Annotated in this window: 13 protein-coding genes; 2 read left to right on the top strand and 11 right to left on the bottom strand. The window is 34.5% G+C overall.

Going from position 1 to position 12,592, the window contains the following annotated elements; genetic code table 11:
• Position 1 precedes the first annotated feature (1 nt).
• Both KF816_00620 and KF816_00615 read right to left on the bottom strand, forming a co-directional pair.
• Positions 2–511, bottom strand: a complete 510-nt coding sequence (locus KF816_00620) for a hypothetical protein (protein ID MBX3006505.1) — start codon at positions 509–511, stop codon at positions 2–4.
• Between the two features lie 15 nt (positions 512–526).
• The gene (locus tag KF816_00615) at positions 527–1,399 is read right to left on the bottom strand and encodes an SPFH domain-containing protein (protein MBX3006504.1); all 873 of its coding nucleotides are present in this window, start codon (positions 1,397–1,399) and stop codon (positions 527–529) included.
• Between the two features lie 126 nt (positions 1,400–1,525).
• Here KF816_00615 and KF816_00610 point away from each other — a divergent pair, with 126 nt between their 5' ends.
• A complete protein-coding gene (locus KF816_00610) occupies positions 1,526–2,155 on the top strand; it encodes a YgjV family protein (GenBank protein MBX3006503.1) in 630 nt (209 codons plus the stop codon).
• 129 nt (positions 2,156–2,284) lie between these two features.
• On the opposite strand, the gene KF816_00605 is transcribed toward KF816_00610, so the two are convergent.
• Positions 2,285–2,692: a DUF1761 domain-containing protein gene (locus KF816_00605; GenBank protein MBX3006502.1), complete on the bottom strand. Its 408-nt coding sequence runs from the start codon at positions 2,690–2,692 to the stop codon at positions 2,285–2,287.
• Positions 2,693–2,774: 82 nt separating this feature from the next.
• Positions 2,775–3,404 carry a nitroreductase family protein gene (locus KF816_00600; protein ID MBX3006501.1) on the bottom strand — a complete coding sequence of 210 codons (630 nt, stop codon included), beginning with the start codon at positions 3,402–3,404 and terminating at the stop codon, positions 2,775–2,777.
• A 100-nt stretch (positions 3,405–3,504) separates the two neighbouring features.
• On the opposite strand from KF816_00600, the gene KF816_00595 reads away from it, so the two are divergent.
• Positions 3,505–4,332 carry a hypothetical protein gene (locus KF816_00595; GenBank protein MBX3006500.1) on the top strand — a complete coding sequence of 276 codons (828 nt, stop codon included), beginning with the start codon at positions 3,505–3,507 and terminating at the stop codon, positions 4,330–4,332.
• A 10-nt stretch (positions 4,333–4,342) separates the two neighbouring features.
• Here KF816_00595 and KF816_00590 read toward each other — a convergent pair whose 3' ends face one another.
• The 7 genes from KF816_00590 to KF816_00560 form a co-directional block, all read right to left on the bottom strand.
• Positions 4,343–5,065, bottom strand: coding sequence for a polysaccharide deacetylase family protein (locus KF816_00590; protein ID MBX3006499.1), 723 nt, complete (start codon positions 5,063–5,065; stop codon positions 4,343–4,345).
• A gap of 9 nt (positions 5,066–5,074) precedes the next feature.
• Complete coding sequence (locus KF816_00585; protein MBX3006498.1) at positions 5,075–6,187, bottom strand: hypothetical protein; 1,113 nt, start codon at positions 6,185–6,187, stop codon at positions 5,075–5,077.
• A 78-nt stretch (positions 6,188–6,265) separates the two neighbouring features.
• Positions 6,266–6,907 carry a tRNA (guanosine(46)-N7)-methyltransferase TrmB gene (gene trmB, locus KF816_00580; protein MBX3006497.1) on the bottom strand — a complete coding sequence of 214 codons (642 nt, stop codon included), beginning with the start codon at positions 6,905–6,907 and terminating at the stop codon, positions 6,266–6,268.
• A gap of 2 nt (positions 6,908–6,909) precedes the next feature.
• Complete coding sequence (locus KF816_00575) at positions 6,910–7,440, bottom strand: hypothetical protein (GenBank protein ID MBX3006496.1); 531 nt, start codon at positions 7,438–7,440, stop codon at positions 6,910–6,912.
• A gap of 245 nt (positions 7,441–7,685) precedes the next feature.
• Complete coding sequence (locus tag KF816_00570) at positions 7,686–8,993, bottom strand: TrpB-like pyridoxal phosphate-dependent enzyme (GenBank protein MBX3006495.1); 1,308 nt, start codon at positions 8,991–8,993, stop codon at positions 7,686–7,688.
• A gap of 244 nt (positions 8,994–9,237) precedes the next feature.
• Positions 9,238–12,024 carry a T9SS type A sorting domain-containing protein gene (locus tag KF816_00565; GenBank protein ID MBX3006494.1) on the bottom strand — a complete coding sequence of 929 codons (2,787 nt, stop codon included), beginning with the start codon at positions 12,022–12,024 and terminating at the stop codon, positions 9,238–9,240.
• An 11-nt stretch (positions 12,025–12,035) separates the two neighbouring features.
• On the bottom strand, positions 12,036–12,431 hold the full coding sequence (locus KF816_00560; GenBank protein ID MBX3006493.1) for a hypothetical protein: 396 nt from the start codon (positions 12,429–12,431) through the stop codon (positions 12,036–12,038).
• Positions 12,432–12,592: the final 161 nt, after the last annotated feature.

The following is a 12,592-nucleotide window of genomic DNA, read 5'->3' as shown; positions in this document are numbered from 1 at the left end:
TTTATGCCGCCGCTACAGCCGCGTGATTTCTTCGTAGTTTTAAAAATTCGGCTAAAAATATTAACCATGGATTTTTATCAACCTGCTCCGTTGATTTTACAACAACATTCGTTTGATGTTTAAAACTAACCCTACTTTTAAAACTCACCAGTAAGTCATCTTTCTCAGAAATAATTTCATACTTTGATTTGAATGGGTAAAACTTAATTCTGACCGAATGCCCCCCATCTAAATTAACTATTCCGATTTGTGAAAAGAGTTTATCAACATATCGAGCTGTTGGGATTTCGAATCCTTTTTTTCGTATAAGAATTTCTTTTTTCCAAAATTTTTCTTTATAAAATTCGTATGATTCATTATCGAACTTTATTATTGCCTTGTGATCAAAGAACCCCACGAGTTGCATTGTACCAATTATTTCATCTTTATATTTTAATTCATAAAAGCTCTTCCAAATACTAGGTTGGATTATAAATAATTCATCCTTCAAATATTCACTTAACTGTTTCATACTTTTCTCTATTTATTAATAAAGACTTCCCGCATTTATTACTGGTTGTGCCTGGGTTTCTGAAACAAGCGCTACCATTAGATTATTAACCATTGTAGCTTTCTTTTCATTATCGAGATCAACAATGTGTTGCTCGCTAAGTGCTTTTAAAGCCATTTCAACCATACCCACAGCTCCTTCAACTATTGTTTGTCTTGCCGCAACAACAGCCTGAGCCTGTTGGCGTCTTAACATTGCCTGAGCAATTTCGGGTGCGTATGCTAAGTGACTTATTCTTGATTCCATAATTTCTAATCCGGCAATATTTAATCTTGTTTGAACTTGTTTTTTTAATTCTTCGGATATCTCTTGTTGATTTCCGCGAAGGGAGAATTTGCCATCCTCATTAGAATCATAGGCATAATCGGTAGCTAGTGCGCGAATTGCCGTTTCACTTTGTATTGCAACAAATTGTTCATAGTTCTGAACATCAAAAATTGCCCTTGCGCTATCAACTACTCTCCAAACAATTACAGCGGCAATCTCTATTGGATTTCCATGAAGATCATTTACTTTGATTTTTTCACTATTAAAGTTGTGAATACGCAGAGATACTTTTACTTTTGAGGCGAAAGGATTTACAAACCAGAAACCACTGTCCCGAACGGTTCCAATATACTTTCCAAATAAGATTACTACCCTCGATTCGTTCGGTTGAATTATGATTAGTCCACCAAAAAAGATAAGAGTTAAAATCACTGCGGGGATTAATAGAATAAGCCAGATTGGCGCATCAATAGTTGCAATTTGAACAAAAGCCCACGATTCCAACACCAATAGAATAGATAACCCAAATAGAAACACAAATCCATTACTTTTTTTTGCTAATTTTTCAACAACCGCTTCCATTTTACTACTCCTTTAGTTATGCTATCGCAATGATATCATATTGCTATTATATTGTCAAGATTATTTTAGTGCATTTTTTTGGTACTCACCTTTTGCCTATTTTTGAATCAATTTTAAGGAATTCCAATGAATGAGGTAAATTATTTAGAAATATTCGGGTATTTAGCATCAGTTTTAGTAGCAATTTCCCTGATGATGAGCGCCATAATTAAGCTTCGTATAATAAACTTGATCGGGTCAACCTGCTTTGCAGTTTATGGATTTTTAATTGGTGCTTTGCCGGTTGGTCTTTTAAATGGGTTTATAGCACTAATTAACATCTATTATTTAATTCAAATTTATTCGGCAAAAGAATATTTCAAAACACTAAAACTTTCATCCGGTTCTGAATACGTTAACTACTTTTTAAATTACTACAAGAATGACATTCGAAAATTTATTCCTTCATTTAATTTCGAAAAGATTGTGGACTTAAATGTTCTCGTCATATTACGAAACACCAATCCAGCCGGAATAATACTTTACAACAATATTGAACCGCATACAATTTTAATTGAATTAGATTATGTTATACCCGGCTACCGAGATTTTAAGATAGGAGAATTCGCATTTAATGAATTTAAGAAAGATGGAATTACGAAAATTTATAGTGAGCCGGGGAACTCCATTCACAAAAAATATTTGAATAAAATGGGTTTTGCAGAAACCTCTCTGAATGAGAGAACCTTGTTCAGCAAAACTTATACTAACAAGTAATTTTTGTGGTAAAGAAAAATTTTGGGGAATTCGTAAATTCTATATGCTTTATTAAACTAAAAAAGGTTCGACATCTCCGCCTAATCAAAATTAAAGAACAATTTTCGCTATTCCTCTAAATTATATTACTTATTTCCAGACACCCAGAACTCCTCCCATAATTGTATATATCACCGTTTGATATCCGGCATCAATCAAAAATAGTTTTAGCGACTTTTGACTAAAAAGATAAATTATACCAAGTGATGCTGAAACCCAACCAACGCCAGCCAGCGCTCCGGCCATTAATCCCCAAGCTAAATCGGGTTTGGGACCAAGAAACATTGAGAGATTAATCGCGATTATAAAATTTAGAATTATCGAAGTGCCAAAAATTTTAACCATATTCGATTTTTTTGCATCCTCTTCCGTTATTTTGGTTTCTTTCATCCAGGGCTTCCCAAATATGGGGCCATACCATAATCCACCAATTACAAAAGCGAGAATAGTAACGGCAATAACCGCAAAATAATTTATATGAATCTGCGCACCTTCCATTTTAGCTCCTCTATTTAATTATAAAACAAAATGGGATGATTGGTGTTATTATAAGCTTATGGCTCTAAAACCGCAATAAAAATTATTCAATAATAGAGAAAATATTTTCCAGTGGACTTTTTGCTCTCGGTTTGGGTTCTTTATCGGGTTTACCAACTGCAACAAAAGCCATTAAAGAATATGGTGATTCCAATTTTAGAATTTTAGATAACTCCTCTTTAGCTACCATTGGGCCGGTTAACCAGCATGCTCCATATCCAAGATCTACAGCTGAAAGCAGTAAATTTTGAATAGCCGCACCTGCTGTTTGAATATCGGGATGGTTTCGAAGTTCATTTAATTCCTCATGAGAATAACTAGTTTGACTCAGAATTTTATCGATTATGGCTTCATAAGGACGCATCGTAACAGCTATTACTGCAGGCGCATTCAAGAAAATAGAAGAAAATTTTTCAACTGCAATTTTTACATTTTCAGTTACCTGATCATCATTAGCGGGAATTATTTCAAAATATTTCTGTTTTACAACTTGCGCCATTTGTTTCATTAGTTCTTTATTTGTTACGGCAATAAATCTCCATGTTTCTTGTCCACTAATACATGGTGCCGTACCGGCTAAACGTATCATGTCTTTTAAGTCATCAATATTAACTTTCTCATCTGTAAAATTTCTGACGGAGGTTCTCTTTTGAGCAACATCTTTAAATTCCATAACTACTCCATTTTATTAATCAAATTTTTAAGAGAAAAAAAAAGGGGTTTTCTTTTTAAATATTTTTACTCAATTTCTCCGCACAAAATAAGGGATTCCTATGAATAAAATGATTTTACTTATTGGGTTAATTTCATTTTTTGTAATTTCTTGCGTGAATGATATAGAGCAGTACCCCCCAAATTCTTTTAATAAAAACAATCCTAGCGATTCTCTTTTAATAAATTTAGAATATGGAAAAGGGATAATTGTAAATAATTCAATAACTATTGAATTTATTGATGTTACTGCCGATTCCCGTTGTCCGATGGACGCGATGTGCATTTGGCCCGGGGATGGAGAAGTAGTCATTAAATTAACCGACGGATTCAAGAATGAAGAAATTAAGTTACATACTTTTCTTCAGCCCTCTTTTCATAGATTCGGCGATTATTTAATACAACTCAAAAGTTTATCTCCCTATCCAATCTCCACTCATAAAATTGAGAAGAAAGAGTACAAAGTCGAGATTGTAATAAAATCCGCTTCAGCTAAAACCCCCCTTCGTGATGTAAGGGTTATATCATCAGAAAATCATTCTCTTATTAAGAAAGACATGTTGAATATTAATTCGGTTAAGATTGTGAATGATAATTTATTATTCGATGTTTCATATTCGGGGGGCTGCGCAAAACATATTATTGAATTATTTGCTTTCGATTTTATAAACAAATCAAACCCGCCGGGAGTAGTACTTCAGCTATCACATAATGCTCAAAATGATATGTGTGAGGCGTATCTTTCTGAAAAGATTAGTTTTAGTCTGGATAATTTAAAAACACATTTGATAAATAATTTTAATATAACAGGTAAAGTTTGGGTTACTATTTTAGATCCATTGGGCAAACCAATACAAAGTGGCAATATTGAATACGTTTTAAAAATATGATTCATCTACTCTATTTATTTATTTTTTGTACTGCATCAGTCAACGTAGCCACATGTAAATTTCGCTTTCTAATCACCTCTAATAACTGTTGAAATGTTGATAATTGCATTTCAGTGCTATATTTTGGATCATCATAGCAAAAACGATGAAATCCAAAAATTATTAAACACTCGCCCTCTAAAATTCCATGATCAATTCTCATAAGCAGCGAATTTATATCATCTGTTTTATGAACTTCGTAATATCCTAGTCGGTCGAGATTTAATGGGGGTCTATATCGCTCATTTTGACTTGTTCTAATTATTTTAAAATACTCTTTAATAATTTTATCCGTCTGACTGTTTGAGTGCCCCGCGGGCAGAGCAAAGCAATTGTGTTTTAAGCCCCAAGCTTTGAGTTGTTCAAAATTATTTTTAATCTCATAACGCGCGCTGTCGATCGAAATTGTTGTAAGATTAGCATGATTTACTGTGTGTCCGCCAGTTTCCCATCCATGGTTTTCTAATTCAATAACTTCCTCAAGATTCATTATTTCAGGTTGACCAATTATTCCCGTTGGAATAAAGTTAACCCCCACGAATTGTTTTTTTTTCATTAATGGAAAAGCTAATTCATAGATACTTTTATGCCCATCATCAAAGGTCATCACAATTATTGGCGGAATAATGTGCTCACTATTCTCAACTGAGTTGCATCCTATTATAAAAATCAGAAGAAATAAATATTTTCTCATGTCAATCCTTTAAATTACAATCCTACACTCAATCCCCAAATAGCCAATGTTGGGACCAATTTTAGTGAATATATATCTAACTCTAGGAACCACTAATATTTTTTCATCAAATCTCAAATATGAAGAAAGACCAACTTGTACTTCATTATAATTATTTAATTGAAAGTATTCTGCACTTAAAGAGGGAGAGAAAGTATCTGTAATTTTACAGTATAAGCTCGTGCTCGTTTGTAATTCTTTTATGTCACTGAATTGATCAATCGTTTTTTTATTAAAGTGTGCCCCCGCAATAGTCCAATTTTCGTTTAATCTATATTTTCCTTCTATAAAATAAGCTACTTCTTTTATGGGGGACGGCTCTTGATCTAATTCTTTATAAGTGAAGATTTGGTATCCAAAAAAATTATTAAATGATTCTTTAAGTTCGAATCCGGTATGATATCCATATCCCGAAAACTTTTCATCTCGGGCAACATATGCCCCGAGTAATCTACCTATAATTTCTTTGATTATTTCTATTTTGTAACTGGCTATTCCAACTATATATGAATATTGATCTGCACCAACAATAAATTCGAAATCATTTTTACCATGATTTATTTTAACACCAGCACCTCGTAATAAAAAATCAGCGATCAATCCTCTATCCCAAAATGGGCGGTCAAATGCTTCGTTTAAATAATGACTTTCATTTCCAAAATGAATTCTGGATTGTCCAAACCATAAACCACCCCAATTCTTCTTTATTCTAACATGTGCTTCATATAAATTAATACTGTTAGTATTGGGAGAATCGTTGTCCCTAACAGAAATATGTGCAGAAATAGAATTTGAATAATTATACTTAAGCCCGAAACGCAGATCCGTTTTCCACAATCTTGTAGCTGTTATAATTTTATCTTTTGGCTTTAAGGGATCTAATATTTCAATGCCCCATAGAAGATGAGAATTAACAAAAAAAGTAAGTGAGTCTTTAGAGAAGGTTCCTGGATTATTCTCTCTATTGATTCGGAAAATTTGGTGTTGTAAATCTTGGTTGTCAAACTTTGTTTTTAATAATTTTTGTGCAAAGATATTTGAAATTATTAGAGTGTAAAAAATTAGTAGTATTACTCTCTGCATTTTTCCCCCGAATAATGTTTACCCCTAAACTATAGGTTTCGATTACAATAACTTATATTAAAATATCAAACAAATCATTTATAAACAAAATCTAACCAGCTTAATTTTTTTACCTTCAGCTAAATGCTGGCTTTCATATTTTGTGGTAACTTTTTCTTCATCCGTTAAATGTGGGTTAGAATAAAGATCGGCAGTGGCTTTTATAAGTTTTAATTTGTTTTCATTTATAACGCTAATTGTAAAATCATATAATGTCTCATCATCAGTTTTTAAGTTTACAATACCTTCCTTAATTAATAACTTTTTATAGATTTCTAAAAACCTTGGATGAGTTAACCTTCTTTTCATACTACATCGGCGGGGATAGGGATCCGGGAATGTTATCCAAATTTCACTTATTGAATTTTCGGGAATTGCTTGTTCGAGAGATTCAGCATGACCAATCATTAGTGCGGCATTCGGTAAATTTTCTTTACTCAGAAGTTTTGAAGCGCTCCAAATCCGGTTCCCTTTTCTATCAACGCCAACATAATTATTCTCCGGGTGAAGCTTTGCGAGATTGATTGTATAGTCGGCTTGTCCGCAACCTAATTCTATTATTATTGGATTATGATTATTTAAGTAATTTGTTATCTCGGTCCAAACATTTTCGGTTTTATAATTAAACACATTTGGAAATGAATTTACCTCGGTAATCTTTTTGAGTTTTTTTCTGGGCATACTTAACTGAGTTTGGTTTTTGCGAAATCTGAAATTTTTTCTTTTGTCGGAAAAAGAAAGATTGAGTTATAAAAGAAAAATAGAGCCGGTATTAATGACAACCTATATTCTTCCTCAAAATAAATTAAATTGTTTAAGATTGTCAGCATAAAGAGAATTAACCCGGCCAATGCCGAACTTTCCAGTAAAGCTAATTTTACAATTAAATAATTTTTATAGATTATCATGAACTCTGATGTATCAATTTCTTGAGCTTCTTTGCCACCAAAACTATTAACCTTCTTCTTAATTATAATTTCCGGGATGTATATTGCCGATAAATATCCCGCAAAACTAAACAGGGCAAGAATAAAAGTAATATTTAAAAAGTTATGAGGATTTACCACAGGTGTTTGAACATTTGATTGATTGATGAAATAAAATATCAAACACACAACAAGAAATGATATTACCCCCATAATTAGAACTAATACAATAATTTGGATTGGTTTCAGTTCTCTTTCAGATATTTCATTAAAAAGCTCTTTATGCATCTCTTTTCCTCGTCAAAAATTTGGTCTGGAAGACGAGTGCAAATTTATAAAATTTCTAGTTTATTGCTGAACTACTGATTGCAGTAACAAAATCCTAAGATTTATATTAATGCAAAAACATGTATTGGTTTAGGGAAAGGGCTACCGATATACCTATAAAGAAAATCTCTGTTCATTTGTAACCCTCGGCGCTCAAAATTACCTTAATTTGAACGCCGAAAAGTTTTATAGTAATGCCGAGCTAATTAGTTGGTCAATTCATTCTCTAAAAACATTTCATATGAACCAAGATCTAAAAATCCATGCCCCGATAAATTAAACAGAATAGTTTTTGCTTCCCCGCTTTCTTTGCATTTCAGAGCTTGAACTATTGCCTCTTTAACCGCGTGTGAACTTTCTGGTGCGGGTACAATTCCTTCAGCTTGCGCGAACATTTGCGCGGCACCAAAAACTTCGAGCTGATCATATGATTTAGCTGTTATTGCACCAATATTATACATTAATGATATTATTGGCGCCATTCCATGATAACGCAATCCTCCCGCATGAATTTTGGGAGGAATAAATTTATGTCCGAGGGTGTACATTTTTAAGAGAGGAGTCATTCCGGCTTCATCGCCAAAATCATATTCATATTTTCCGGTAGTTAGTGTTGGACAGGAAGATGGTTCTACGGCAATTACTTCCATTTCCTTCTTGTCCCCTGTTAATTTGTGCCTTAAAAATGGGAAAGATAACCCGGCAAAATTGCTTCCGCCGCCTGCGCATCCTATAACGATATCAGGAAAATCACCAGCCATTTCCATTTGCAGTAGTGCTTCCTCTCCAATAATAGTTTGATGAAGCATAACATGATTTAATACACTTCCCAAACTATAATTTGTATCATCCCTTTGCACCGCTACTTCAATAGCTTCACTTATTGCAATACCAAGAGAACCGGGAGAATCGGGATCTTGAGCTAAAACATTTCGTCCGGCTTGAGTTAAATCGGTTGGACTCGCATGAACAGTAGCGCCGAACAATTTCATAAAAGTTTTTCTATACGGTTTTTGATTGTAACTTACCTTTACCATAAAAACTTCACACTCCATTCCGAAGTGTTTGCACGCCATAGATAGGGCGCTTCCCCATTGTCCCGCTCCCGTTTCGGTAACTAATTTTTTTATACCGGCTTTTTTATTGTAATACGCTTGGGCATAAGAAGTATTGGTTTTGTGACTTCCGGTAGGATTAGCTCCCTCATACTTAAAATATATTTTGGCGGGTGTATCCAAAATATTTTCAAGATTAGCCGCGCGGATAAGTGGTGTTGGCCTACTTAATCTGTACAAATCATAAACCTCATCCGGAATTTCAATAAATCGTTCTTGCGACATTTCCTGCATTATAAGATCCATCGGAAAAATTGCCGCTAAATCTTGCGGACCCGCCGGTTGTTTTGTGCCGGGGTGAAGCGGAGGGTCCATTGGAGTTGGTGAATCAGCCATTATATTATAATAATACCTTGGCATTTGTGTTTGTTCGAGAAAAATAATTTTGTTTTTAGACATGTGAACCTCTATTATATAATGTTGTTGAGTTCAGATGCGGTTCACGGAAGGGTATTAAAAAACCGTGAACAGCTTTGCCATCCACGGTTTAAATTTTGGTACTACCTTAGGATGGCATTTAAATATGCCACCACCAATTCAATGTTACTATGTTTAGTTTTGTTTTCATTCTTATGCAAAGCTAATTATCAATATTTTTAATGTCAAATAAATATTCATGTTAGTGAATAATTATTTTGCAGCACTATTTTAGAAGTATCATCTTTTTACTGTTTGAATAATTACCCGCTGATACACGATAATAATAAACACCGCTGGCTAAACCTTGAGCGTTAAACTGAACAGAATAATTTCCAGCGTTTTGTTTTCCATTTACCAATAGAGAGACTTCTCTTCCCGCAGCATCATATACCACAAGCTTAACGTTAGATTCTTTTGGAATGCTATATCTTATTGATGTAGATGGATTAAACGGATTGGGATAATTTTGACTCAATGAATAGCTTGCAGGAATATTAGCATTATCATTTACTGAAACCGCACCGGTTATTTTTCCCATGAAAGCTCCCCTTCCATGTGTAGCAACTACTACAACTCCATCGCTGCTCCTGCCGGCTATTGTTTCAACAACTACATTTCCTATCAATGAAGGAGCCTCTAATGACCAAACCGTGTTCATGCCATCAAGGATTTCTGTTGAATACACGCCGGTACTTGTCGCAACTAAATATAACTTCGAATTATTATAAGGTAGTATTGTCGCTGAGCGTATCGAGGGTCCTTGATTGTTAACACCCCCCTGCAAATTTCCTTCAATCGCACTCCAACTTGCGCCACCATTATTAGAATAAAACAAACCAATAATTCCATAATTAGATAAACAAATAATAATTTCATCTGCGTTATCGGGATTAACAGCAATCGCGCTAACATAAGAACCTGATGTTACTTCTGGCAGGTTAGGGGAAATATCTGTAGCGCTTGAACTGGTTTTTGAGTTTTCTAATTTAAGCACAATGGGATTTCCGGCATCAGAGTATGCGCCTAAATATAAAATATGCGCCGATTTTTTTGATATGCTTAATGTAGAGTAAACATAATTTTGTGGTAAGCTTAAATCTACAGAAGCCCACCCTTGAGTTAACTTATCTTGATTGAATTCGGGTAGATTGCTCAACTCGCTGTTTCTCCAAAGCATATTACCGCCAAGATAATACATGTAGTCTTCATCATTTGGATCAACAACAAAAGGATTTATAAAAAGTTGATTTGCAGCATCGGCTGGAGTTATACTGGTCCATTTGGTTGGATCGGGATTTCCATTTTCGTCATATCCCAATCTAGTAACAGAACCGTTTTGTGTTGACGCATAAGCATATTTAACACCCAGGTATGAATATGAACCGTCACCAGTACTTACATCTTGATGTGGAGAAGCATTTGAACCATCAAATCTGAAATAGGGTGTTCCATTGTCCTGTGTTCCGCCAAGCAGTCTGCTATCATTTGGCGCATCAAAAATTGACATAGTATAATATTGTGTTACATTATATGTTCTATCCCTATTCTCCCAAGGAAATAAGTCTTGATAGTTAGCAGTAGATGCTTGTGAAGTAAAACTCAACCCGCCATCGTGTGCGACCCATAAATCATCTGGATTTTTAGGATCAAACACAAATGCGTGAATGTCTGGATGCAGAGCCGGATGAGAACTGTTATCATTTTGAACAGTGTATCCACCAATCCAATTGACTTTTTTATCTTCAATCTTTGTGGCAAAACCATCTAAAGTTCTATAGACATTTGTCAAACCAAAAAAGACAATATTTTCGTTCGCCGGGTGAACGCCTAATGCCATATTATAATTTCCTTGACTGTTCAGTATTCCATTTTCTTCGGTACTGTACACTTGTATATTATCACTCAAATCTTCTATCTGTTCAGTATTAAGATCAACTCTTAACATGCGCAAATCATCAGCTTTTGTATCCTGAAATTTATTACCTGTATTCATTAACGCATAAGCTATATTTGGCTTTGATGCCGAGAATGCGAGAACCGTTCTATCATGTTCCGGAGGATAATTTGTGCTTGTAATAAATTTCCATGTAGCACCATCATCTGTTGAATAATAAAAACCGGGATTGTTGGTTTGAGATTGCGATCCTGTTTTTTGAGAAAGAGACGCGAGCAACACTCCATCTTTATTCACTTTTATATCGGTTCGCAAGTGCTCATTTAATGTTCCGAGAGACGGTGAAAAAGTATTTCCTTGATCGGCTGATTTTACAATAATTCCTCCATTAGTTGCAATAAAAACAGATCCGGTTTTAGGGTTCACTATAATTTCGCTAGTAAAGGAATACACATCGCTCCACTCAACACTACTCTGCACTTTTGTGCTCAAAAGTATTTGCCAGGTTTCACCATTGTCTGTTGATTTATAAACTCCGCCTCCAAAAAATCTTGCACCACCACTTCTATCACCAGCAGAACCATCCATTTCCCCCGCCGAATAATACCATGTATTTGAAAAGCCCTCTCTTGTATCTTGTGCAATAGCTACAACACTTTGCACTTCATTTGGGGATGTTTTTAAATTCCAGGTAATTCCCTTATCGGTAGATTTCCAAATACCGCCACTAACTCCTCCCGCCAATATAGTGTTAGAGTTTTTTACGTCAATTGCCAGCGCTCTAGTTCTTCCACCTAAATCAACCGGTCCTGCTTCCTTCCAGTCAAATTTAAGTGTGTTGTTTCCCTTAAATAATTTGTTAGATGTGGGTAATGTTTTAGAATAAGCAATTTCAATTTCTCTAATATTTGCAGGAATCGCGTTAAGTTTGGGGTCACGAAGCTTATTAAAGAAGTAGTCACTTCTCATTTTTTTGCTTTCAATTTTTGCTTTGGGACTGCCTGATGATCTAACCTTATTAGGTAAAGAATTAGAGTTGCTGCCAAAATCGGCGAATACAAATATTGCCGCAATTAATAAAATAACTGCGCCGGTAAGTAGCGTTTTAATATTCATATATCCTTTCGTTAATTGTTTTTAGATATGGAAATAATTTCCCATTTGAGCGAAGCGGTTGTATTAACTCCCCCCTGTAATAGTTTTAATTCTACACTATATAATTCTCCTTTATTTGTTTTGGAGAGGAATGTTTTCACCCCATCAATTTTAGCGAGTGCGGTTAATTTTGTATTATCGGGAATTGGAGAAGATCCTGCACCATAACCAAGAATTTTGGTTACGGTCATGTTCACTAAAACATTTGAACCGGAATTTTCTGTTAAATCAATTAGAGCAAAAACATTTGCTGTTCCGGGTGAATAATTCTCTTTAATTAAGCTTTGAGATTTATCAGATGTACAACTTTGAATCTGGACTATAAGAAATATGGAGAAAACAATTAGGAGCAAGTAATTGTATTTCATGAGATTCTTTCACATTTGTGAATAAAATAAAGATCGCAAGATGTGGGACGTTGTGTCCCAATATAAGCATCTTCAAGATTTATTGGCAAAAAAAGAATGTTAATTCGATAAAATTTATTTCACCTCTATAATCTGCAAAATAATTTACGCTGTGGGGCATG

It is taken from the genome of Melioribacteraceae bacterium (assembly GCA_019638015.1).
Lineage (GTDB): Bacteria > Bacteroidota > Ignavibacteria > Ignavibacteriales > Melioribacteraceae > JAHBUP01.
The sequence above is the reverse complement of the archived record's forward strand: the minus strand, read 5'-3'. Positions and strand labels throughout refer to the sequence as shown.